Source organism: Sphingopyxis sp. (assembly GCF_051861155.1).
Classification (GTDB): Bacteria; Pseudomonadota; Alphaproteobacteria; order Sphingomonadales; family Sphingomonadaceae; genus Sphingopyxis.
In genome coordinates this window covers 15,437-37,391 of sequence record NZ_JBHYDE010000001.1, presented here as the reverse complement: position 1 = coordinate 37,391, position 21,955 = coordinate 15,437, and the positions used below count along the sequence as shown (strand labels likewise).

The window sequence follows — 21,955 nt, the reverse complement described above, 5'->3', positions numbered from 1 at the left end:
AGGCCGCGACCTCTTAGCTTGAGGGCAAGCGAAATTCAGGAGTTTATATCATGGGTACCAAGGCAATCAGCGACGACAGCTTCCAGGCCGACGTCCTCGACAGCGACACCCCCGTGCTGGTCGATTTCTGGGCCGAATGGTGCGGCCCGTGCAAGATGATCGGCCCGTCGCTGGAAGAAATCGCGAATGAACTCGGCGAAAAGGTCGTGATCGCGAAGCTGAACATCGACGATCATCCCAACGCCCCCGCCAAATATGGCGTGCGCGGCATCCCGACGATGATCCTGTTCAAAAATGGCGAGGTCGCCGACACCAAGGTCGGCGCGGCGCCGAAGAGCGCGCTCAAGGGCTGGCTTGAGGGGGCGCTTTAGTTCAACACCGTCATCCCGGCGAAGGCCGGGATCTCACCTGTGCGTCATGTCGCCGACGGCGAGACCCCGGCCTTCGCCGGGGTGACGGTTCGGGTAGGGCATCAGCTCCGGTAATCGGCGTTGATGCTGATGTAGCCGTGGGTCAGGTCGCAGGTCCAAACGGTCGCGCGGCCTTCGCCCAAGCCCAAATCCGCGCCGACGCGGATTTCCAGACCTTTCAGATGCGCCGCGACGGGCGCTTCGTCATAACCGTCAACCGGCAGCCCATCCCTCGCCACCCAGTGATCGCCGAAACGGATCGCCAGCTTGTCGCGGTCGGCGGGTTCGCCCGCTTTCCCTACCGCCATCACGACCCTGCCCCAATTGGCGTCCTCGCCGGCGATCGCGGTTTTCACCAGCGGCGAATTGGCGATCGCGAGCGCGACGCGTTTGGCGCTGTCGTCGCTGACCGCGCCGCTGACCTGAACTTCGATGAACTTTGATGCGCCTTCGCCGTCGCGCACGACCTGCTGCGCGAGGTCGAGCGCGACGGCGTGGATCGCGGCGTACAGCGCATCGGCGCCGGGATCGTCGCGGGTGGCGAGCGGCGCGTTGCCTGCCTGTCCGGTCGCAAACAGCAGCACCGTGTCGCTCGTCGAGGTGTCGCTGTCCACGGTGATGCTGTTGAAGCTGCCGCCGGTCGCGTCGCTGAGCATCTCCTGCAGCAGCGCCGGCGCGACCGCGGCGTCGGTGAAGATATAGCCGAGCATCGTCGCCATGTCGGGCGCGATCATGCCGGAGCCTTTGACGATACCCGCGACTTGGACGGTCTTGCCGCCGACGATCGCGCTCGCGGTCGATCCTTTGGCGAAAGTGTCGGTGGTGCAGATGGTTTCGGCGGCGGCTTCCCACGAGCAAGGTAGCGCGGTCAGTGCGGCCGCAACCCCGGCGCGCGCCCTGTCCTTGGGCAATGGGACACCGATGACGCCGGTCGAGCTGACAAACACTTCATCCGCGGCGCAGCCGAGGTGATCGGCGACCTGCGCCATGATCTGTTCGACCGCCTCGCGCCCGCGATAGCCGGTGAAGGCGTTGCTGTTGCCCGCGTTGACGATCAGCGCGCGGCCTTTTCCGCCCCTGACCTGCTCGCGGCCGAGCTCGACTTCGGACGAGCAGCACACATTGCGCGTGAACACGCCCGCGACTGTCGTGCCGGGGGCGAGTTCGACATAGGTGAGGTCGCAGCGGTCCCAATTCTTGTACTGCGCGCGCGCGACGCGGCGTGTGACCCCGGCGATGTCGGGGAGCGCGGGGAAGGCGGCGGGGGCGAGGGGGGAGCGGGTGGTCATGCGAGGGCGCATAATCGCTATCGGCCCAAAGCAAAACCCCTCCCGCATGCGGGAGGGGTATGGCCGTTTTTACGTCGCCCCCGCGAAGGCGGGGGCCGCTGGAGATTTATGCAGCGACGCCGAGAAATGACGCTGGCGGCCCCCGCCTTCGCGGGGGCGACGAGCGCTTTACCCCGGGATGCCGCTGATCGACTTCACTTCCATGAAGTCCTTCAGCCCGAACACGCCGCCTTCGCGGCCGTTGCCCGACGCCTTGTAGCCGCCGAACGCCGCGCCCGGGCCGGGGCCCCAGGCGTTGACCGCGACCATGCCCGCGCGCAGCTTCGGCGCCAAGCCGGCGGCCTGCGCCGGATCGCCTGAGATTACCGCCGACAGGCCATATTCGGTGTCGTTGGCGATATCGACCGCCTCGTCGAGATCGCCATAGGCCATCACCGTCGCGACGGGGCCGAAGATTTCTTCATTGGCGATCCGCATGTCGCGGGTGACGCCCGAGAAGACCGTCGGCTTGATATAATAGCCGCGGTTGACGTTGCTCGGCAGACCGGTGCCGCCGGTCTCGAGCGTTGCGCCTTCGTCGATCGCCGACTGGATCAGGCCCTGGATCTTGTCGAACTGCGCCTTGTTGACGACGGGGCCGATATGGCCGCCCTCGGCCTGCGGATCGCCGACCGACGTGCCGTCGAACATCGCCTTGATCACGCCGACCGCTTCGGCCTGACGCTCTTTCTGGACCAGGATGCGCGTCGGGGCGATGCAGCTCTGGCCGGTGTTGACCAGCACGCCCTGCACCGTCGGGGGCAGCACGGCGGCGAAATCGGCGTCGGGCAGGACGATGTTCGGCGACTTGCCACCGAGTTCCTGATGGACGCGCTTGACGGTGTCGGCGGCGGCCTTGGCAACGAGGATGCCCGCGCGGGTCGATCCGGTGAAGCTGACCATTTCGATGCCGGGGTGCGCGCTGATCGCGTTGCCGACCGTCGGGCCGTCACCCTGTACCAGATTGAACACGCCCGGCGGCACGCCCGCGGCGTCGAGGATTTCGGCAAAGATCGTCGCGTTGCCGGGGCATTCTTCGGAGGGCTTCAGCACCATCGTGTTGCCCGCGGCGAGCGCCGGGGCGACCTTCAGGGCGATCTGGTTGAGCGGCCAGTTCCACGGGGTGATCATGCCGACGACGCCGATCGGTTCATAGGCGATGACACCCGCGGCATATTTTTCGGTGAAGGCGAAATCCTTGAGCGCCGCGATGGTGCCGAGGAAACCGCCAATCCCGGCGCCGACCTGTGCAGTGCCGGCAAAGCTGACCGGGGCGCCCATTTCCGACGCCATCGATTTGGCGAGGTCGCCCGCGCGCTTCTTATATTCCTCGACGATGCGATTCAGCAGGTCGAGGCGCTCTTCGCGCGTCGTCTGCGACCAGCTTTTCAGCGCTTCGCGCGCCGCGGCGACGGCATCGTCAACGTCGGCGGCGGTGCCGAGCACGATCGTCGAGGCGGCTTCTTCGGTCGCGGGGTTGATCACGTCGTGCGATTTGCCGCCCTTGCTGTCGACCCACTGGCCGCCGATATAGTTCTGCTTGAGGTGCGTTGCGGTGTCGCTCATTTTCTCTCTCCCAATCGGCGTGAATTTACGTCTCGGATTGCTACCTAATCACTGTGGCGGATGAATCAAGCGAGGCCAACTGACAAAGGTGACGGTTTAGCGCTTTTCAGCACTCAGCCTTGACATCAATATGGCAGCGCGGGTCGCCTGGCGCGCGATGCTGGGGATGTCGACCGCCTCGCCGGGCGCATGGTCGCCGGTGCTGTACGGCCCGAGTCCCGCGAGGCCGTCGACATCGGCGGCGACGAAGCTGATGTCGCCGGCGCCGCGCTTCAGCGGATCGAGCGGTGTCATTTCGGCAAGCCCGAGGTCGCGGTTGACGCCGTTGAGCTTCGCCAGCAGCGCGCGGTTGCCGTCGGTCGGTGCCATCGACGGGTAGCCGCCGGGATCGAAGCTGATTTTCGCGTCGGTGCCGGGCGCGTGGCCCGCGACGATCGCGGTCATCTTTGCCTTCACGCGCTCGATCTGTTCGGGTGACAGCGCACGCAGGTCGCCGCGCGCGATCGCGATCGGCGCGATGATGTTGGTCTTGCCGTTTACGGCGGCGCGGATCCCGCCCGCGTCGAGTTCGGCCTGCTGCCCGCCCGCGATCAAGCCGACGTTGAAGGTCAGGTTCGGTTCGGGAAGCTCGGTGCGAAAGCGGTAGAGGATGCGGGTCAGTTCATAGATTGCGCCGTCGCCCGCCGCGGCGCTGAAGATGCCCGAGCTGTGGGCGCTCTTCCCCGTCGCGGTGACGGTCCAGCTGTCCGACGAGCGGCGCGCGACCGATCCCATGTCGGCGCCTCCATCGCGCACCAGCCCTTCGAAATCGAGCGCGACGTCGCTGCGCTTGCCTGCGGCGATCAGGTCGGCGCGCGCCTTTTCGATCGGGCTGCCGGCATCCTCTTCGTCGCCGGTCATATGGATTTCGATGTTGGCGCCCTTCAGCGTCCCCGCCGCCTGCATCGCGCGCAGCGCCGCGACGATGACGACCATCCCGCCCTTGTCATCGCCCGCGCCGGGGCCTTCGCCCTTATCGCCCAACCTCGTGAATTTCTGGAACGGCGAGTCGGGTTCGAACACGGTGTCCAGGTGGGCGATGAGGAGCAGGCGCTTGGTGTCGGGGCGGCCGACATGCGTGGCGATCAGATGCCCGGCGCGGCCGGTGTCGGTCATCGGCTTCCATTCGACCTTGAAGCCGAGGGGTTCAAGCTCGGCGCGCATCATCGCTCCGACCTTTTCGACGCCCGCCAGGTTGAGCGAGCCACTGTTCTGGTTGACCAGCTTTTCGAGCAGGGCGAGGCTGCGGTCCTGCTCGGCGGTCACCGTCTTTGCCATGCCGCTTTCGGCTTTCGACAGCTTCGTCGCCACGGCGGGGGCGAGCGCGAGCTGGAGGGCGACGAGAGCGGCAAGCGGCAGCGATTTCATGGGGAACTCCTCTGGACGCCGCCCTTGTGCCGGTTGCGCGCCAGTGGGGCAAGGGTCAGCCGGGGCGCACCATGAAAATGTCGCCGCCGATGCTGACGATGAACAGATTGCCCGCGCTGTCTTCGCCGAACGAGGCGATATTGCTCAGCGCGCCCGCATCGGGGGCGAAATCCTCGTTGCGCCGGGCAAAGCGCGACGAGGCGAGCGTCTGGCCGGGGACGAGGCTGGCGAAGGGCACCGACCAGATGTTGCCGGTGATGAAATCGGCAAAGACATATTGGCCGACGAGCGAGGTCACCGGGCCGCGATAGACATAGCCGCCGGTCACCGACCGTCCCTGGCGCGGACCGCTGCCATGGCCATATTCGGCGACGGGCGGGGTCAGCCCGGCGGGGGCGGTGCCCGAAAAGGGCTGGGTGCCTTCGAGGAAGCGCCAGCCGAAATTCAGCCCGGGCTGGGTCGTGGTCACCGCGTCGATTTCCTCGACCGCGCCTTGGCCGACGTCGCCGATCAGCAGCGTCGAACCCGAGAAGGAGGCACGGAACGGGTTGCGCAGGCCAAAGGCAAAAACATAGGGATCGCCGCCGCCCGCCAGAAACGGATTGCCGGGAGCCGGGGCGTAGCTGCTGCCGCCCGCGCCGACGGCAAAGCGCAGGATCTTGCCGAGCTGCACATTGCGGTTCTGGGCATTGTTGTTCGGGTCGCCGCCCCCACCGCCGTCGCCCACCCCGACATAGACATGGCCGTCGGGGCCGAAGCCGATCCAGCCGCCATTGTGATTGTCGAACCCGGGGTGCGGGATGTCGAGCACGGTGTCATAGCTGGTCGAGCTGTTCGGCAGGCCCAGCGTGTAGCGGCGCACCTGAACATTGCCGTTGGTCGCGGTCGCGACCGCGAACAGCCGCTGCGACGTCGCATGGTCGGGATAGGGCGCGAGGCCGAGCAGGCCGCGTTCGCCGCTGGTCGAAATGTCGGTGATGTCGAGCATCCGCGTGCGGCTGCCGTTCACCGGGTCGAAGCGATACACATCGCCGCCTTTCTCGACGACATAGACGCGGCTGTCGCCGGGGATCGCGGCGACATAGAGCGGCTGGTTGAAGCCGGTGCCGACGCGCGTCACCGCTATGCCCTCGCGGCTGTTGGTGACGGTGATGTTGACCGCCTGCGTGACGCTCGCCTGTCCATCGCTGACGCGCAGCACCACGGCATAGACATTGTCGCCGTCGGCGTCGCCGGGCAGGTCGAAATCGGGTGCAGGGCTGAAGCTGAGCGCCCCGGCGCCGGTGATCGCAAAGCGCCCCGCATCGGCGCCGCCGTCGATGGTAAAGGTCAGCGTGTTGCCGTTGGGGTCGGTCGCGGTCGCCTGATAGGCGGCGGCGGTGTTTTCCGCGACGCTGGCGGTTTGCAGCGAGGTGAAGCTGGGCGGGGCGTTGGCGGCGGGCGGGGTGCCGCCGCCGCTGCTGCCTCCGCCGCCGCAGGAGACCAGCAGAAGCGAGGTGAGGGCGACAGGGACGCGCATCCGCATGGCCAAACAGCCTTTCGTCGTCGAGCCCGCCCCGCCGATCAACCTGCCATCGGCGAACCGCGACGGCAACCCCGGCCGTTTACCACATTGCTGGCTGCGCGCGGCGCGTCAGGCGGCGTCCGCGACCTCTTCGAAATCGTCGAGCTTGTCGAGCGCCTCGCGCGCGATGCTGTGCATCTTGACCATGTTGACCGTCAGCCCTTCGGTATCGTGGCCGGTCAGATTGTCGACGTTGAACACCACGCGCGTCTTTGCCGGGGCCAGTTCTTCAAGGGTGAATTTCAGCCCGGTGGTCACCGCCCCGTCGTCGATGCTGTAGATGAGGTGCATTTCGCGCGGGATCTCCATCGCCACCGCGAATTTGACCTTATAGGCGTCGGGGCGTTCTTTGGGGACGATCTTGGCCCAGTCGGGGTCGCCCTTTTCGACGACCAGTTCGTAAAGCCGCGTCGAGCCGCCGTTGGTGACCAACGGCAGGCCCGAATCGCTGCCGTCGCCGAACATCTTGGCGAACACCTCTTCGCGCGGCGCGGCGACGGTGCGCGTCTGGCTCACCAGCTCGGCGACCTTGCCGCAGCTGGTGGTGAGCAGCATCGCGGCGATCAGACATATGGTGCGCAGCATCGCGATCCCCCTGAAAAGCAAAGCCTGCATAGCCCCGACGATTTACCAAAGCGTCAACGGCCGCGGCGGACTGTAAAGAGTGTTTGACAGGCCGTCATCGCGTCTGTAAAGAGCTCTTGACAGGCATGGGAGCGGCTGTGGAAAATCGGGTGCGCGAATATCGCGAAGCTGCGGGGTGGAGCCAGGGCGAACTCGCCCGCCGCCTCGGCGTGTCGCGCCAGACGATCAACGCGGTCGAAACCGACAAATACGACCCCAGCCTGCCGCTCGCGCTGCGCATGGCAGGCCTGTTCGCGCTCGAAGTGCGCGAACTGTTCATCGACCATTGGACCCCGAAGGAGTAGCGATATGACGACGCAGGCAAGCAAGGCGGCGGGATGGCGCAAGATGGCGATGCAGGCCGTGTTCGGGGCGATCGCGGGCGCCGGCGGCATGATCGCGGTGCTGGCGCTGGTCGAGGGGCAGGGCGGGCTCGACTGGGCGCCTTCGGCGATCATCCTGCTTGGCGTCGGCTTCATCTATGCGCTGATGGGACTGTTCGTCGGACTCGGCACCGTGGCCCCGAAACTGGTCGGCCAGCGGTTGCTCAACGTCGCCGATGCCGAGGAAATCGTCGAGGAACGGTCGAGCATGGGCGCCAGCGCGATCTGCTGCCTGATCCTGGGCGCGGCGCTGATGCTGCTCGCGCACGCCGTGGCGGCGGACGCCGCGGCGCTGGTAACGCCTGCGGCGGCCTATTGGATCCTGCTCGTCGTGCTGGGCGGTTTCACCGCCGTGTCGCTGTGGATGTGGAAAAGCTTCGACGAGCTGTGGCGGCAGCTGACCGTGGAGATCACCGCGATCACCGGCAATCTGCTGATGTTCGTCGCGATCGTCTGGGGCGGCGCGGCGGCGGCGGGGTTGGCCGCCGGTCCCCAGCCGCTCGACCTGGTGTCGCTGGCGTTCGGATCGATGCTGCTCGCCTGTTTCGTGGCGGCGAGCCGCCGCGGGATGATGGCGCCGCGATAGGCGCGGCGATCATTCGCCGCCGGGTGTCGCAGCCGGCGCAGGCGTCACCTGCGCATAGACCAGGTGCCAGGCACCGCCGCGCCACACCCAATGATCGGCATAGCGGTGACGATCGACAAAGGCTTCGCCGTCGGCGGTGCCGCGCAGGGTGTTGGTCGCGGCGAGCAGCGCCGTGTCGCCCGCAACGATCCAGCGCGCCTCGCTCGGACGGAAGGGCTCGATACGGATCGTGGGTGCGGTGAGCGCGGCGATGAAGGCCGCCTTGTCGCCCGTCGCGCCGCTGCCGCGGACCCACAGGAAATCGTCGGCGATCAGCCGCCGCAGCGCCGCCTTATCCTTGGCCGCGATCGCCGCGTCGAGCGCCGCCGCCGCCTCGCGATAGCCGGCCGGGGTCGCGGTGGGTGCTGCGGGGTCAGCGGCATCGCTGCACGCGGTCATCAGCAACAACAACGCCGATACCGCACCCCGCATCATCATTCTCCCTGCCCCGACGCCGACGACTTTTATCGCGCCCCGCGGGCTGTCGCGGGAAATGGGGCACCGGTGCAATTACCCGCGGCGTAGGGGGCCGTGGGAAGCACCAAAAAAGGGCGCCCGGTTCCCCCGAACCGGGCGCCCCCCTTGGCGTCGCTGATCGGGACGATCAGGCGCTGTAGTACATGTCGAACTCGACCGGGCTGGGGGTCTGTTCGAAACGATAGACTTCGTCCCACTTCAGCTCGACATAGGCCTCGATCTGGTCCTTCGAGAACACGTCGCCCTTCAAGAGGAAGTCGTGGTCGGCCATCAGGCTGTCAAGCGCTTCGCGGAGGCTACCGCAGACGGTCGGGACTTCGCTCAGTTCTTCGGGCGGCAGGTCGTAGAGGTTCTTGTCCATCGGGTCGCCCGGATGGATTTTATTCTGGATGCCGTCGAGCCCCGCCATCAGCAGCGCCGAATAGCAGAGATAGGGGTTCGCCATTGCGTCGGGGAAACGGAATTCGACGCGCTTCGACTTGGCGCCCGCACCGTAGGGGATGCGGCACGAGGCCGAACGGTTGCGGCTCGAATAAGCGAGCAGCACCGGGGCTTCGAAGCCGGGGACAAGGCGCTTGTAGCTGTTCGTCGTCGGGTTGGTGAAGGCGTTGAGCGCCTTGGCATGTTTGACGACGCCGCCGATGAAATAGAGGCACATGTCGCTGAGGCCAGCATAGCCGTTGCCGGCGAACAGCGGCTTGCCCTTTTCCCAGATCGAGATGTGGGTATGCATGCCGCTGCCATTATCGTCCTTGATCGGCTTCGGCATGAAGGTCGCGGTCTTGCCATAGGCATGTGCGACCTGATGCACGACATATTTGTAGATCTGCATGCGGTCGGCGGTTTCGGTCAGCGTACCGAAGGTCAGACCGAGTTCGTGCTGCGCGGCGGCGACTTCATGGTGATGCTTGTCGCACGGCAGGCCGAGTTCGAGCATCGTCGAAACCATTTCGGCGCGGATGTCGACCGCGCTGTCGACCGGCGCGACAGGGAAATAGCCGCCCTTGGCGCGCGGACGGTGGCCGAGGTTGCCGCCTTCGTAAGCGCGGCCGGTGTTCGTCGGCAGTTCGATATCGTCGATTTCGAAGCCCGACTTGTTGTAGCCGGTTTCGAAACGGACGTCGTCGAACATGAAGAATTCGGCTTCGGGGCCGACATAGACGGTGTCGCCGATGCCGGTCGAGGCGACATAGGCCTCGGCGCGCTTGGCAGTGGTGCGCGGGTCGCGGGCATAGCCTTCGCCGGTCGACGGTTCGACGATGTCGCAGAAGATCACGAGCATCGGGGTGGCCGAGAAAGGATCGTCATAGACGGCGTCGAGGTCGGGCTTGAGGATCATGTCCGACTCGTTGATCGCCTTCCAGCCTTCGATCGACGACCCGTCGAACATCAGGCCGTCTTCGAGCTCGTCCTCGCCGAGGACCGAGGCGACCATGGTCAGGTGCTGCCACTTGCCCTTGGGATCGGTGAAACGCAGATCGACCCACTCAATGTCGTTTTCCTTGATCCGGGCGATGATGTCCTTGGGCTTCGTAGCCATGTCAGATGCTTCCTTCTTGCGAAATGATCCCGGCGCACCGGGGCTTGTTGAACTGGATGGGTAAGGCGGGTTTACAGCGCGTCCTCGTTGCGCTCGCCGGTGCGGATACGGAGCGCCGTCTCGACCGGGATGACGAAAATCTTGCCGTCGCCGATGCGGCCGGTCTGCGCGGCGGCGGCGATCGCCTCGACGACGCGTTCGGCCATCGAATCCTCGACGATCACTTCCAGCTTCACCTTGGGCAGGAAGTCGACGACATATTCGGCGCCGCGGTACAGCTCGGTATGACCCTTCTGCCGTCCGAAGCCCTTGGCTTCGGTGACGGTGATGCCGCTGACCCCGACTTCGTGCAGCGCTTCCTTGACCTCGTCGAGCTTGAACGGCTTGATGATCGCCTCAATCTTCTTCACGCTTCTCTTCCCCCTTTGGGCCTTCACCCCCGTCTCGCGGTCAAACCCGGATCAGGCACGCCTGTCCGGTCCCCGTGAGTCGGTGCGGTGTGCCGCCATCTTGCACCAATCAAGAGCCGTGCCAATTGGCGAATCACGGGGATTTGGTAAGAAATTTGAAACGAAATTGCGGCGGTGCCCAAGGGGTGAGCAATGGATGCCGGCGGCTGCCCAAATTTTGGGCATCGATGCTGTGTTGGGGCGAGCGGTTGCGATTTTGGTTCGCACAAAGACACAAAGGCACGAAGGGGTCAGTGAGTGGTCGCCGGCTCGGCGCACCAAACGCGCGAAGCGCATTGGGGATCAGCGCCGCCTACGGCGACGATTTCGATTCGAACCTTGCGCGACGCTCTTCGTGCCTTTGTGTCTTCGTGCGAAATTCTTCTTTCTTGACTATCGCCCCATCGGCGCCGCGCTGTCCGCCAGGTTCGCCTTGGTCCAGTTCGACCGTTCGATGACATAGGCGCGGATCGCTTCGGCGTCCTGCGGGGTCAGCACTTTCGCGAAGCTGACCATGCCGCGGTCCTTCAGCGCCCCGTCGATGGTCACCGCTTTCCACGCTTCGGCATTGGCGAGCGTGCCTGATACGCGCAGGTCGGGGGTGAAGCCGTTGCCGATCGCGCTGTCACCGTGACAGACCATGCAATAGCGCCCGAACTGCGCCTTGCCCGCGGCGACCTGCGCCGCACTCGCGGTCATCGGCGGCGGGTTCCACGCCAGCGTCGTGCTGGCAGGCGGGGCGGGGAGTTTGCCGGTACCGCCGATCTTGAGCACGACGAGGCGCGGGATGTTGGGAATCTTGCGCGTCGCGCCGCCCGCGACCCCGGCGACGAGCGGGAAGGCGCCGCCCTTGCTGGTCATGAACGCGACATATTGGACGCCGCCGACGCGGAAGGTCGATGGTGCGCTGACGATCCCCGATTGCATGTCGAGGTCGAGCAATTGCTTGCCGGTGTCGGCGGTATAGGCGCGGAAGCGGCCGAGGCTGGTGCCCTGAAACACCAGATTGCCCGCGGTCGTCATCGTGCCGCCGTTCCACGCCGCCGGATGATCGACCGCCCACGCGACCTTGCCGGTGCGCGGGTCGAAGGCGACGAGGCGGCCGGTGGTCGCGGCGACCGCGGCGCGGAACGCCGCCTTGTCGTCGGGAAGCAGTGTGCCGGTGAGCGAGGTGCCGACGTTGAAGCCCAAGACCTTGCGCCGGTCGAGCTCGTTCATGTCGGTAAGATAGCCCTGCGGGATCTGCTGCGCCGGGATGTAAACGAGCCCGGTTTTGGGATTGTAGCTCATCGGGTGCCAGTTGTGCGCGCCCAAGGCGCCGGGGATCGCAATGAAGGGCTTGCCGGTCTTGTAGAAGCGCGCCTCGGGCTTCTCGATCGGGCGGCCGGTCGTCAGGTCGTAGCCTGTCGCCCAGTTGATCCCGTCGACGAAGGGCTTGGCATCGATCAGCTTGCCGTTCGACCGGTCGAGGGTGAAGAAAAAGCCGTTCTTCGGCGCATGGTACAGCACCTTGGTCGGTGTGCCGTTCACCGCCTGTTCGGCAAGGATGATCGGTTGGGTCGCGGTGTAATCCCAGGTTTCGGCCGGGGTTTCCTGATAATGCCATTTATAGGCGCCGGTCGCTGCGTCGAGCGCGACGATCGAGGACAGGAACCAGTTGTCGCCCTCGCCGTTCGAGCGGGTGCCATGGTTCCACGGATTGCCGTTGCCGACGCCGAGGTAGATCTGGTCGAGATCCTTGTCATAGACGATCGCGTCCCACACCGTGCCGCCGCCGCCCGAGGTCTGCCACTCGCCCTTGTCGGACCAGGTCGCGTTGGCTTTCGATGCGAAGATGTCGTCCGACGCCGCGCCGTCCTTCGCCTTGGCCGGGTTGGGCGCGGTGTAGAAGCGCCAGCGTTCCTTGCCCGTGTCGGCATCATAGGCGGTGACATAACCGCGCACCCCGAATTCGGCGCCGCCATTGCCGATCAGCACCATGTCCTTCACGACCCGCGGCGCGCCGGTGATTGTATAGGGTTTGTCGGCGTCGACCGTCTGCGCCGACCACAGCTCCTTGCCTGTCTTGCGGTCGAGCGCGATCAGTCGCCCGTCGATCGTCCCGACGAACAATTTGTCGCCCCACAGCGCGATGCCGCGGTTGACGACGTCGCAGCACGCGTTGACCGCGCTCTCGCCGGGAACCTTGGGGTCGAATTTCCATAGCGGCTTCCCTGTCGCGGCGTCCCAGGCGCTGACTTTCGACCAGGCGTGGCTCACATACATCACGCCGTCGACGACGACGGGGGTCGCTTCCTGTCCGCGCGCGTCTTCCAGATCGGCGGTCCAGGCGATGCCGAGCTGGCCGACGTTGCTGGCGTCGATGTCGGTCAGCGGGCTGAAGCGTTGTTCGTCGTAACTGAAACCGATCGCGCCCCAGTCATCGCCGTTGCCGCCGGTCTTGAGCAAGGTCTCGCTGGCCTTTTCGGCATCGTCGAGCGTCGCGGTGCCGGAGATGCTGTCGTTCTTCGACGCGTTGCACGCCGCTAATGCCAGTATCGCGCCACCCAGCAGCACGGCCTTCAAGACCCGTTTCGCCATCCCATGCTCTCCCGCTCGACGCCTATGCTTGACGTTAACGTCAAGACTGCGCTGGAAGGGAGGCGGGTGCAAGCGGGAAAATGGATGACGTGGCGGCGGGGGCTAATCCGCTCATATTATTCGATCGTCACCCCGGCGGAGGCCGGGGTCTCGCCGTATCGTTATCTGGCTAGGGTGAGATCCCGGCCTTCGCCGGGATGACGAAAAATGATGCTCAATTCCAAGGCGGCGCGTTCAGGCCCTTGGGGCTGGCGGTGAAAATCTCGCAGCCCGTTTCGGTGATCCCGATACTGTGTTCGAACTGCGCCGAGAGCGAACGGTCGCGGGTCACCGCGGTCCAGCCGTCGGCGAGCATCTTCACCGCATATTTGCCGGTGTTGATCATCGGTTCGATCGTGAAGAACATGCCGGGGCGCAGCTCCGGCCCGGTGCCGGGGCGCCCGGCGTGGACAACCTCGGGCGCGTCGTGGAACATCTGGCCCAGCCCATGGCCGCAGAAATCGCGGACGACCGAATAGCGGTGGCGCTCGGCGTGGGTCTGGATCGCGTGCGCGACGTCGCCCATGCGGTTGCCCGGCTTTGCCTGCTCGATGCCGAGCATCAGGCATTCATAGGTAACCTCGACGAGGCGCTTGGCCTTGATCGGCACGTCGCCGACCAGATACATGCGGCTGGTGTCGCCGTGCCAGCCGTCGATGATCGTCGTCACGTCGATGTTGACGATATCGCCCTCGCGCACCGGCTTGTCGTCGGGGATGCCGTGGCATACGACATGGTTGATGCTGGTGCAGCAGCTGTGGGTGAAACCGCGATAGCCGAGTGTCGCGGGGATGCCGCCGCCATCGAGCATCATCGTGCGGACAAGGTCGTCGATCTCTGCCGTGGTCACGCCGGGCTGGACGAAGGGGACGAGCGCGTCGAGGATTTCGGCCGACAGCCGCCCCGCCTTGCGCATCCCGGCAAAGCCTGCCTCATCGTGCAGCTTGATCGTGCCGTCGCGCACGGGGGTGGGCGCGCCGGCGTCGGCGGTGGTTACGGAGACATAGTCGTACATGGGAGGGGATATAAGCGATATGGCGCCGAATTGCGAGGGTGGTCCAAACCCCAATTCCGTCATCCCGGCGAAGGCCGGGATCTCACCGTTGCGTTTGGATGCGGCGATGAGATCCCGGCCTCCGCCGGGATGAAGATTATTCTATGGCGCTCCCTTACTCCGCCGCTTTCTTCGCCTTGTCAGCCTTGGGCACCTTCGCCTTGCCCTTGCCCGCTTTCGGCGGCGCCGAGACGATCTCGAACGCCAGCGGGTTGCCGACATGCGCGTCGTCGCCGGTCTTCATCTTCACCTTGACCTCGCCGCCATGGACGAGCTTGCCGAAGAGCAGTTCCTCGGCGAGCGGCTGCTTGATCTTTTCCTGGATCAGGCGGCCCATCGGACGCGCGCCATAGAGCTTGTCATAGCCCTTGCCGGTCAGCCATTCGCGCGCCGCATCGTCGAGCTGGATGTGGACGTTGCGGTCGGCAAGCTGCAGTTCGAGCTCGAGGATGAACTTGTCGACGACGCGCGCGACGACCTCGGGCGGCAGGTAACCAAAGGGGACGATCGCATCGAGGCGATTGCGGAATTCGGGGGTGAACATGCGCTTCACCGCTTCTTCCTGCACATCCTCGCGCGTTTGCTGGCCGAAACCGATCGATTCGCGCGCCATATCGCTGGCGCCCGCATTGGTCGTCATGATCAGGATGACGTTGCGGAAATCGACGGTCTTGCCGTGGTGGTCGGTCAGGCGGCCATTATCCATCACCTGAAGCAGGATGTTGAACAGGTCGGGATGCGCCTTTTCGATCTCGTCGAGCAGCAGCACGCAATGCGGGTTCTGGTCGATCGCATCGGTGAGCAGGCCGCCCTGATCATAACCGACATAGCCCGGGGGCGCCCCGATCAGGCGGCTGACCGAATGGCGTTCCATATATTCGGACATGTCGAAGCGCTGGAGCGGGATGCCCATGATCGACGCGAGCTGTTTGGCGACCTCGGTCTTGCCGACCCCGGTCGGGCCGCTGAACAGATAGTTGCCGATCGGCTTTTCGGGGTCACGGAGGCCCGCGCGGGACAGTTTGATCGCCGACGACAGCACCTCGATCGCGGTGTTCTGGCCGAACACCACGCGCTTCAGATCGGTTTCGAGGCTTGCGAGCGTCGCCTTGTCGTCGGTCGACACCGACTTGGGCGGAATGCGCGCCATCGTCGCGATCACGGCCTCGATCTCCTTGGCGGTGATCGTCTTCTTGCGCTTCGATGGGGCGACGAGCATCTGCATCGCGCCGACCTCGTCGATCACGTCGATCGCCTTGTCGGGCAATTTGCGATCGTTGATGTAGCGCGCCGACAGGTCGACCGCGGCGTTGATCGCATCCTGGGTGTAGCGCACCTGGTGGTGCGCCTCGAACGCGCTGCGCAGGCCCGCGAGGATCTTCTTCGTGTCCTCGAGCGTCGGCTCGACCACGTCGATCTTTTGGAACCGGCGGAGCAGCGCGCGGTCCTTTTCAAAATGGTTGCGGAACTCCTTGTACGTCGTCGATCCGATGCAGCGGATCACGCCGCCCGACAAGGCGGGTTTCAGGAGGTTCGACGCGTCCATCGCGCCACCCGACGTAGCGCCCGCACCGATCACGGTGTGGATCTCGTCGATGAACAGGATCGCGTGCGGCAGTCCTTCGAGTTCGGTCACGACCTGTTTCAGCCGCTCCTCGAAATCGCCGCGGTAGCGCGTGCCCGCAAGCAGCGCGCCCATGTCGAGCGAATAGATGACCGCGGGCAGCAGTACCTCGGGCACGTCACCCTCGATGATCTTGCGCGCGAGGCCTTCGGCGATCGCGGTCTTGCCGACGCCGGGATCGCCGACATAGAGCGGGTTGTTCTTGCTGCGGCGGCAGAGGATCTGGATCGTGCGATCGACCTCGGCGCTGCGGCCGATCAGCGGATCGACCTTGCCGACCTTGGCCTTTTCGTTGAGGTTGACGGTGAACTGGTCGAGCGCGGTTTCTTTCTTGTTCTTGCCGCCGCTGTCCTTGTCCTTCGTTTCTTCCTTTTCCTCGGGCTCGGCCTGCGGCGAGGGCTTGCCGCCCTTGCCGACGCCGTGGCTGAGGTAGGAGACGGCGTCGAGCCGGGTCAGATCCTGCTGCTGGAGGAAATAGACGGCATAGGATTCGCGTTCGGAGAACAGCGCGACGAGGACGTTGGCGCCCGTCACTTCATCCTTGCCCGATGACTGGACGTGCAGGATCGCACGCTGGACGACGCGCTGAAATCCGCTCGTCGGCGACGGATCGCTGTGTCCCTCGACCTTCAGGCTGTCGAGTTCGGTGTCGAGATAATGGACGACTGCGGTCTGCAGATCGTCGAGTGCGACGCCACAGGCGCGCATCACTTCGGCGGCATGGTCGTCGTCGATCAGCGCGTAAAGCAGATGCTCCAGCGTCGCATATTCGTGGTGACGCTCCGATGCGGCTTTCAGCGCATTGTGCAGGGTCTTTTCGAGGCTCTCCGAAAAGGACGGCATGGACTTTTCTCCTTGCGAGGCCCGCCGGGGGAGAGAGGCGGCCCCTAGGAACACAACGTGGCGATGCCGCCGCCGCGCCGCAAGGGAAAAGCGGAAGGCTTTGTGAAATTACGATGACGGGGGTTGCAACATGGTTAACGAGGCGTTGAGAATTTGGACGATCGATGACGGCAACCGCGCGTCAATCCCGGCGCTGCATGATCCAGCTGAACGCCATCGCGTTGAACATCGTATAAAGCCCGTAGAGCATCAGCGCGGTGAACCAGTTGCGCGTCGCGATCGCCATCGCGCCGACGAGCAGCAAAAATTCAAAAACATAGGTGATGTGCGGCCCCGCCTTGTCGGCCAGCGGCTTGACCATCTGCTGGATCAGCGGGTCGTCGCTTTCCATGAAGGCGCGGTGCATCGCGAAATTGCCGATCCCGGCACAGAAAATGGCGATGAGGGCGATTACCATAGGTTTGCAAATGGGGCGGGCGGGGTGGAAATGCCAGCCTCTTTCGGGTTATAGCGGGGCATCGCACCGCTTTGGCCCCGCGCCAAGGATCGAACGAACCCGGCCCCGTGGCCCAGCGAAGGACGTCTTCGGTGACCTCTCTCCCCCGACTGGCCGCGCTGTGCCTGCCGCTCGCGCTTGCCGCGCCGCCCGCGCATGCGGCGCAGGAACCCGCCAACCCGCCGCAGCCGAACCCCGCGCTCGCTGATCCGGTCCTGGCCAATCCGATTCCGACGCTGCTCGTGCCGCTCGATCCGCCATTGCCCGATGCGGTGCGCGCGATGATCAATGCTGCGTTCGCGAGCGGTGCGAACGCCGATGTCGAAGCGGTGGCCAAGGTCGCGCGGATGACCAACCCCGGCAATGTCGGCGAAATCGACGCCTTGCTCGCTTATTATCGCAGCGGCCACCCGCCGGTCGCGGCGCCCGACCCGATCGGCGACATGCTCGCCGCCGCGATGGCGAGCGGCAAGGACGCCGATGTCGAAGCGGTGGCCAAGCTGGCCAAGGACACCCACCCCGACGACGCGGCGGAGATCGACGTGCGGCTGGCCGCCTATCGCGCCGAACGGCAACGGCTCAAGGACGAGGCCGCGGCGGCCGAGCGCGCCCGGCTGGCGTCGGCCAAATTCTGGCAAAACTGGAAAGGCGAGGGGCAGATCGGCGCGTCGCAGAGCAGCGGCAATACCAAATCGGCGGGGCTGAGCGCGGGGATCGCGGTGGCGCGCAAGGGGATCGACTGGACCTATAAATTTCGGGCCCAGGCCGATTATCAGCGCACCAACGGACGCACCTCGGTCGAACGCTATATCACCGAAATCGAGCCGCAATATCGCGTCAACGACCGCGCCTTCGCCTTTGGGCTGGGGCGGTGGGAGCATGATCGCATCCTGGGCTATGACACGCGCTGGAACCTGTCGGGCGGGCTGGGGTACAAGGTGATCGACAGCAAGACGATGTCGCTCAGCCTGAAGGGCGGGCCGGCGTGGCGCCAGACCGAGTTCATCAGCGGACTGAGCGACAGCGAACTGACCGCATTGGGCGGGATCGATTTCGGCTGGCAATTGTCGCCGACCTTGCGGTTGACGCAGGTCGCCTCGACGATCGTCGGCGAAGCGAACAGCTCGACCAGCTCGTTGACCGCGCTCAACGCCAAGCTGACTGGCGCTTTGTCGGCACGCATCGCCTATTCGGCGCAGATCGACACCAGCCCGCCGCCGGGCATCGAAAGCGTCGATACCCAGACGCGGTTTACTTTGGTGTACGGCTTTTAGTCGAAGGCGTCCGCGCCGCCGATTTCCTCGCCATCGACGAGCAGGCCAGCGCCGGGGACGTGGTTGAATTCGATGCGGATGCCGTCGGGATCCTCGAACAATACCGAATAATAGCCTGGCGCCCACGGTTCTTCCTGCGGGGCGTGGACGATATGGATGTCGGCGCGCGCGGCGAGAAAGGCGTGAACGCGATCGATTGCGGCACGGTCGCGCATGCGGAAACAGGCGTGGTGCAGCCCGGGGGCGCCCTGGTCAAACCTTTTGCCGGCATTGTCCGGGCTGCCGGTGCGGATGCCGATCGCGGTGCGTCCGCCGACGCCGTACAGCATATGCTCGCTGTCGAGCACCAGCTTGAGCTGGAGATAGTCGATCATGTCGCGCCAGAAGGCGGTCGATCGCTCGAAATTCCCGGCGGTCAGGATGACGTGCGCGACGCCGTTGAGGTCGCTCATCTGCCCGCCCCTATTTGATCGCCGCCAGCGTGTAGAGGAATTCGGCGAAGCCCATCGTCGCGTCGACCAGCCCGGCGACCTTGGGATTGGTCGAATCGATCAGGAAATATTCGTCGGGGGCGTGCGCGCCCGACCCGTGGCCGGTGCCGAAATGCCCCGCCGGGATCGATACCGGCGGCGCGGTGAAGGTCGCCCCCGGCCAGCTGCCCGCGAGCCGGGCGTTGAGGTTGGTCGCGACCCCGAGCTTTTTGTAGCTGGCCAGCGCGGTGCGGATCAGGCGGCTGTCCTCGGCGACTTCGGTCGGGTCATAGCCGCCCGAGACATTGACCTCGACATCCTTGAAACCATGCTTGTCGAGATGCGCGCGCAGCTTCTGCTCCGCCTCGGCGCGGGTCTGGTTGGGGACAAGGCGGAAGTCGAGCTTCGCGACCGCGCGGCCGGGCAGGATCGTCTTGCCGCCGGGGCCGGTGTAGCCCGCGACCAGGCCTTCGATATTGACCGTCGGTTCCTGCGCCAGCCGGATCAGCGCGTCGTCATAGGCGAGGTTGTCGATCCAGTGGGTGACGCCGAGCGCCGCCTTTTGCTGCGCCTCGTCGCCTGCCTTCGCGGCTTCGCGGATGAGCGCCTTTTCGCGGGTCGTGAGCGGGCGGACATTTTCGAACCAGCCGTCAATCACCGGCTTGTTGCCATCGGGGGTGACGAGCGTCTGGAGCGCCTGCACCAGCCGCCAGGCGGGCGAATCGACCATCGCCTTCAGGCTGCTATGCACATCCCCCTTTGGCCCGCGCCCCCATTTCTCGCCGCTGGCGACCAGTTCGAGTTCGATGATCCCCTTTGATCCCAGATTGACCGTGACATTGCCGTTCTGCCCCTGCGAGGCAAAGGGGATGAAGATGCCGTCGCATTTCTTCAGCGCCGCGAGGATGTTGGGTTTGGTCGCGATCTGGCGGAAATGCGGCGAGCCGATCTCCTCCTCGCCCTCGCAGACGAGGACGATGTTGACCGGCAGCTTGGCTTTCGCGGCGCGGATCGCGTGGAGTGCGGCGAGGAAGGTCGCCTCCGGCCCCTTCTGGTTCACCGCGCCGCGGCCCATGATCGACTGGCCGAAACCGGGGCGATCGACCATCCGGCCCTCCAGCGGCGGCGACGACCATTCGGCGGGGTCGAACTGTTTGACGTCGTACATGAAATAGATACCGAGCGTGCGCGGGGCGCCGACGTCGATCGTGCCGAACACCCCGGGATGGCCGTCGGTGGGGACGATCTCGACATTGCTGAAACCCGCATCGCGCGCGAGCTCGGCCATATAGGCCGCGCCCTCGGCCATATTGCGGTTTTCGGCAGCGATCGAGGGGAGGGCGATCCAGTCGCGGATGCGCTTGATCGAGGCGTCCTTGCCGGCTTCGGCGGCCTTGCGGATGGCCGCGGACTGGCTGCTCGCGGCGAGGACGGGGAAGGGCGCCATGACCGCCGCGCCCGCGCCGAGCATGGCGGCGCCGCGAATCAGGTTGCGGCGGTTCGGTCGGTCGACGTTACGGAAATCCATGCTGCTTCCCCCTGCGGTGTCTGTGTCGCGGGGAGTGTTCTTCAAATTGAGCGACATGGCAAGGCGGCACCGGCGCGATCCCGGCCTTCGCCGGGGTGACGGCGGGGGCGATCAAGCCCCCTCCAGCAACCCCTCATCCTTGATCCGCTTCTGCCACAGCATCGGCGCGTTGACGTGGACATTCTGGCCTTCGCTGTCGACCGCGACGGTGACCGGGAAGTCCTGCACCTCGAACTCGTAGATCGCTTCCATGCCGAGGTCGGCGAAGCCGACGACCTGGCTGCCCTTGATCGCGCGCGCCACGAGGTAGGCGGCGCCGCCGACCGCCATCAGATAGGCGCTCTTGTGCTTGGCGATCGCCTGCGTCGCGGCGGGGCCGCGTTCGGCCTTGCCGACGCAGGCGAGCAGCCCCTGACCCAGCATCATGTCCATGAACTTGTCCATGCGCGTCGCGGTCGTCGGGCCCGCGGGGCCGACGACTTCTTCGCCGACCGGATCGACCGGGCCGACATAATAGATGACGCGGTCGCGGAAGCTGACCGGCAACTCCTCGCCCTTGGCCAGCATCTCGGCGATGCGTTTGTGCGCGGCATCGCGGCCGGTGAGCATCTTGCCGTTGAGGAGGATGCGATCACCCTGTTTCCAGCTCGCAACGACTTCGGGCGTCAGGGTGTCGAGGTCGACGCGGATCGCGGCGGTATCGGGCTGCCAGTCGATCTGCGGATAGTCGGCGAGCACCGGGGGTTCGAGGAACGCCGGGCCGCTGCCGTCGAGCGTCACATGAGCATGTCTTGTCGCGGCGCAGTTGGGGATCATCGCGACCGGCTTCGACGCGGCGTGGGTCGGCCAGTCGGCGATCTTGACGTCGAGCACGGTCGCAAGCCCGCCTAGCCCCTGCGCGCCGATGCCGAGCGCGTTGACCTTTTCATACAGCTCGATGCGCAGTTCCTCGGTCGGCGACGCCGGCCCGCGCGCGAGCAGCTCGGTCATGTCGATCGGGTCCATCAGCGACTGTTTGGCGAGCAGCATCGCCTTTTCGGCGGTGCCGCCGATGCCGATGCCGAGCATGCCCGGCGGGCACCAGCCGGCGCCCATCTGCGGCACCATTTCGAGCACCCAGTCGACGATCGAATCCGACGGGTTCATCATCTTGAACTTCGACTTGTTCTCGCTGCCGCCGCCCTTCGCGGCGACGTCGATATGGACCTTCGCGCCCGGAACCATTTCGACGTTGAGCACCGACGGCGTGTTGTCCTTGGTGTTCACGCGGCTGAACGCCGGGTCGGCGAGGATCGAGGCGCGGAGCTTGTTTTCGGGGTGCAGATAGGCGCGGCGCACGCCCTCGTCGACGACCTGCTGCAGGCTGCGCGGGCTGTCGAGGCGGCAGTCCATGCCCCATTTGATGAAGACGGTGACGATGCCGGTGTCCTGGCAGATCGGGCGGTGCCCCTCGGCGCACATGCGGCTGTTCGATAGGATCTGCGCCATCGCGTCCTTCGCGGCGGGCGAGACTTCGCGTTCGTACGCGGCGCCCAATGCGCGGATATAGTCCATCGGATGAAAATAGCTGATGTACTGGAGCGCGTCGGCGATGGTTTCGACCAGGTCGTCCTCGCGGATGATGACATTGTTCATGTGCAGCCTTTCGCCCTGTTTGCGGGATTCGCGCTTCCC

19 protein-coding genes are annotated in these 21,955 nt (G+C 65.5%); 4 read left to right on the top strand and 15 right to left on the bottom strand.

What is annotated here, in order from left to right; genetic code table 11:
• Positions 1-50 precede the first annotated feature (50 nt).
• Positions 51-371, top strand: a complete 321-nt coding sequence (gene trxA / locus ACTIFP_RS00175) for a thioredoxin TrxA (protein WP_293701859.1) — start codon at positions 51-53, stop codon at positions 369-371.
• A 101-nt stretch (positions 372-472) separates the two neighbouring features.
• Here trxA and argJ read toward each other — a convergent pair whose 3' ends face one another.
• From argJ to ACTIFP_RS00150, 5 genes are all read right to left on the bottom strand, one after another.
• A complete protein-coding gene (argJ, locus tag ACTIFP_RS00170) occupies positions 473-1,699 on the bottom strand; it encodes a bifunctional glutamate N-acetyltransferase/amino-acid acetyltransferase ArgJ (protein ID WP_439566707.1) in 1,227 nt (408 codons plus the stop codon).
• Positions 1,700-1,867: 168 nt separating this feature from the next.
• A complete protein-coding gene (locus ACTIFP_RS00165) occupies positions 1,868-3,304 on the bottom strand; it encodes an aldehyde dehydrogenase family protein (protein WP_439566706.1) in 1,437 nt (478 codons plus the stop codon).
• 96 nt (positions 3,305-3,400) lie between these two features.
• Complete coding sequence (locus ACTIFP_RS00160; protein WP_439566705.1) at positions 3,401-4,711, bottom strand: M20/M25/M40 family metallo-hydrolase; 1,311 nt, start codon at positions 4,709-4,711, stop codon at positions 3,401-3,403.
• 55 nt (positions 4,712-4,766) lie between these two features.
• A complete protein-coding gene (locus ACTIFP_RS00155) occupies positions 4,767-6,236 on the bottom strand; it encodes a PQQ-dependent sugar dehydrogenase (protein WP_439566704.1) in 1,470 nt (489 codons plus the stop codon).
• Between the two features lie 108 nt (positions 6,237-6,344).
• On the bottom strand, positions 6,345-6,860 hold the full coding sequence (locus ACTIFP_RS00150) for a hypothetical protein (protein ID WP_439566703.1): 516 nt from the start codon (positions 6,858-6,860) through the stop codon (positions 6,345-6,347).
• Positions 6,861-6,997: 137 nt separating this feature from the next.
• Here ACTIFP_RS00150 and ACTIFP_RS00145 point away from each other — a divergent pair, with 137 nt between their 5' ends.
• Both ACTIFP_RS00145 and ACTIFP_RS00140 read left to right on the top strand, forming a co-directional pair.
• Positions 6,998-7,204 (top strand): helix-turn-helix transcriptional regulator, encoded by a 207-nt coding sequence (locus tag ACTIFP_RS00145; RefSeq protein ID WP_439566702.1) that lies wholly within the window; start codon positions 6,998-7,000, stop codon positions 7,202-7,204.
• A 4-nt stretch (positions 7,205-7,208) separates the two neighbouring features.
• Positions 7,209-7,868: a hypothetical protein gene (locus ACTIFP_RS00140; protein WP_439566701.1), complete on the top strand. Its 660-nt coding sequence runs from the start codon at positions 7,209-7,211 to the stop codon at positions 7,866-7,868.
• Between the two features lie 9 nt (positions 7,869-7,877).
• Here ACTIFP_RS00140 and ACTIFP_RS00135 read toward each other — a convergent pair whose 3' ends face one another.
• From ACTIFP_RS00135 to ACTIFP_RS00105, 7 genes are all read right to left on the bottom strand, one after another.
• Complete coding sequence (locus tag ACTIFP_RS00135) at positions 7,878-8,345, bottom strand: nuclear transport factor 2 family protein (RefSeq protein ID WP_439566700.1); 468 nt, start codon at positions 8,343-8,345, stop codon at positions 7,878-7,880.
• Between the two features lie 166 nt (positions 8,346-8,511).
• The gene (gene glnA, locus ACTIFP_RS00130) at positions 8,512-9,924 is read right to left on the bottom strand and encodes a type I glutamate--ammonia ligase (RefSeq protein ID WP_439566699.1); all 1,413 of its coding nucleotides are present in this window, start codon (positions 9,922-9,924) and stop codon (positions 8,512-8,514) included.
• Between the two features lie 71 nt (positions 9,925-9,995).
• Positions 9,996-10,334 carry a P-II family nitrogen regulator gene (locus tag ACTIFP_RS00125; protein WP_037518110.1) on the bottom strand — a complete coding sequence of 113 codons (339 nt, stop codon included), beginning with the start codon at positions 10,332-10,334 and terminating at the stop codon, positions 9,996-9,998.
• A gap of 432 nt (positions 10,335-10,766) precedes the next feature.
• Positions 10,767-12,953, bottom strand: a complete 2,187-nt coding sequence (locus tag ACTIFP_RS00120) for a PQQ-dependent dehydrogenase, methanol/ethanol family (RefSeq protein WP_439566698.1) — start codon at positions 12,951-12,953, stop codon at positions 10,767-10,769.
• 214 nt (positions 12,954-13,167) lie between these two features.
• Positions 13,168-14,007, bottom strand: a complete 840-nt coding sequence (gene map, locus ACTIFP_RS00115; RefSeq protein WP_439566697.1) for a type I methionyl aminopeptidase — start codon at positions 14,005-14,007, stop codon at positions 13,168-13,170.
• A gap of 154 nt (positions 14,008-14,161) precedes the next feature.
• Positions 14,162-16,513, bottom strand: a complete 2,352-nt coding sequence (gene clpA, locus ACTIFP_RS00110) for an ATP-dependent Clp protease ATP-binding subunit ClpA (protein ID WP_439566696.1) — start codon at positions 16,511-16,513, stop codon at positions 14,162-14,164.
• Positions 16,514-16,694: 181 nt separating this feature from the next.
• Complete coding sequence (locus tag ACTIFP_RS00105; protein ID WP_439566695.1) at positions 16,695-16,970, bottom strand: hypothetical protein; 276 nt, start codon at positions 16,968-16,970, stop codon at positions 16,695-16,697.
• A gap of 131 nt (positions 16,971-17,101) precedes the next feature.
• On the opposite strand from ACTIFP_RS00105, the gene ACTIFP_RS00100 reads away from it, so the two are divergent.
• Positions 17,102-18,283 (top strand): DUF481 domain-containing protein, encoded by a 1,182-nt coding sequence (locus ACTIFP_RS00100; protein WP_439566694.1) that lies wholly within the window; start codon positions 17,102-17,104, stop codon positions 18,281-18,283.
• Here ACTIFP_RS00100 and ACTIFP_RS00095 read toward each other — a convergent pair.
• The 3 genes from ACTIFP_RS00095 to ACTIFP_RS00085 form a co-directional block, all read right to left on the bottom strand.
• Positions 18,280-18,735 carry a VOC family protein gene (locus ACTIFP_RS00095; protein WP_439566693.1) on the bottom strand — a complete coding sequence of 152 codons (456 nt, stop codon included), beginning with the start codon at positions 18,733-18,735 and terminating at the stop codon, positions 18,280-18,282. The two genes, ACTIFP_RS00100 and ACTIFP_RS00095, sit on opposite strands and share 4 nt — an antisense overlap.
• A 10-nt stretch (positions 18,736-18,745) precedes the next feature.
• Positions 18,746-20,281, bottom strand: a complete 1,536-nt coding sequence (locus tag ACTIFP_RS00090) for a M20/M25/M40 family metallo-hydrolase (protein ID WP_439566692.1) — start codon at positions 20,279-20,281, stop codon at positions 18,746-18,748.
• A 111-nt stretch (positions 20,282-20,392) separates the two neighbouring features.
• Positions 20,393-21,916 carry a fumarate hydratase gene (locus tag ACTIFP_RS00085; RefSeq protein WP_439566691.1) on the bottom strand — a complete coding sequence of 508 codons (1,524 nt, stop codon included), beginning with the start codon at positions 21,914-21,916 and terminating at the stop codon, positions 20,393-20,395.
• Positions 21,917-21,955: the final 39 nt, after the last annotated feature.

What these genes read in the sequence shown, in the direction of transcription:
- ACTIFP_RS00120 (WP_439566698.1), bottom strand. Translation starts at nt 12,953, where the DNA reads ATGGCGAAACGGGTCTTGAAGGCCGTGCTGCTGGGTGGCGCGATACTG.
- ACTIFP_RS00155 (WP_439566704.1), bottom strand. Translation starts at nt 6,236, where the DNA reads ATGCGGATGCGCGTCCCTGTCGCCCTCACCTCGCTTCTGCTGGTCTCC.
- ACTIFP_RS00095 (WP_439566693.1), bottom strand. Translation starts at nt 18,735, where the DNA reads ATGAGCGACCTCAACGGCGTCGCGCACGTCATCCTGACCGCCGGGAAT.
- map (WP_439566697.1), bottom strand. Translation starts at nt 14,007, where the DNA reads ATGTACGACTATGTCTCCGTAACCACCGCCGACGCCGGCGCGCCCACC.
- ACTIFP_RS00140 (WP_439566701.1), top strand. Translation starts at nt 7,209, where the DNA reads ATGACGACGCAGGCAAGCAAGGCGGCGGGATGGCGCAAGATGGCGATG.
- ACTIFP_RS00105 (WP_439566695.1), bottom strand. Translation starts at nt 16,970, where the DNA reads ATGGTAATCGCCCTCATCGCCATTTTCTGTGCCGGGATCGGCAATTTC.
- clpA (WP_439566696.1), bottom strand. Translation starts at nt 16,513, where the DNA reads ATGCCGTCCTTTTCGGAGAGCCTCGAAAAGACCCTGCACAATGCGCTG.
- trxA (WP_293701859.1), top strand. Translation starts at nt 51, where the DNA reads ATGGGTACCAAGGCAATCAGCGACGACAGCTTCCAGGCCGACGTCCTC.
- glnA (WP_439566699.1), bottom strand. Translation starts at nt 9,924, where the DNA reads ATGGCTACGAAGCCCAAGGACATCATCGCCCGGATCAAGGAAAACGAC.
- argJ (WP_439566707.1), bottom strand. Translation starts at nt 1,699, where the DNA reads ATGACCACCCGCTCCCCCCTCGCCCCCGCCGCCTTCCCCGCGCTCCCC.
- ACTIFP_RS00160 (WP_439566705.1), bottom strand. Translation starts at nt 4,711, where the DNA reads ATGAAATCGCTGCCGCTTGCCGCTCTCGTCGCCCTCCAGCTCGCGCTC.
- ACTIFP_RS00090 (WP_439566692.1), bottom strand. Translation starts at nt 20,281, where the DNA reads ATGGATTTCCGTAACGTCGACCGACCGAACCGCCGCAACCTGATTCGC.
- ACTIFP_RS00085 (WP_439566691.1), bottom strand. Translation starts at nt 21,916, where the DNA reads ATGAACAATGTCATCATCCGCGAGGACGACCTGGTCGAAACCATCGCC.
- ACTIFP_RS00150 (WP_439566703.1), bottom strand. Translation starts at nt 6,860, where the DNA reads ATGCTGCGCACCATATGTCTGATCGCCGCGATGCTGCTCACCACCAGC.
- ACTIFP_RS00135 (WP_439566700.1), bottom strand. Translation starts at nt 8,345, where the DNA reads ATGATGATGCGGGGTGCGGTATCGGCGTTGTTGTTGCTGATGACCGCG.
- ACTIFP_RS00165 (WP_439566706.1), bottom strand. Translation starts at nt 3,304, where the DNA reads ATGAGCGACACCGCAACGCACCTCAAGCAGAACTATATCGGCGGCCAG.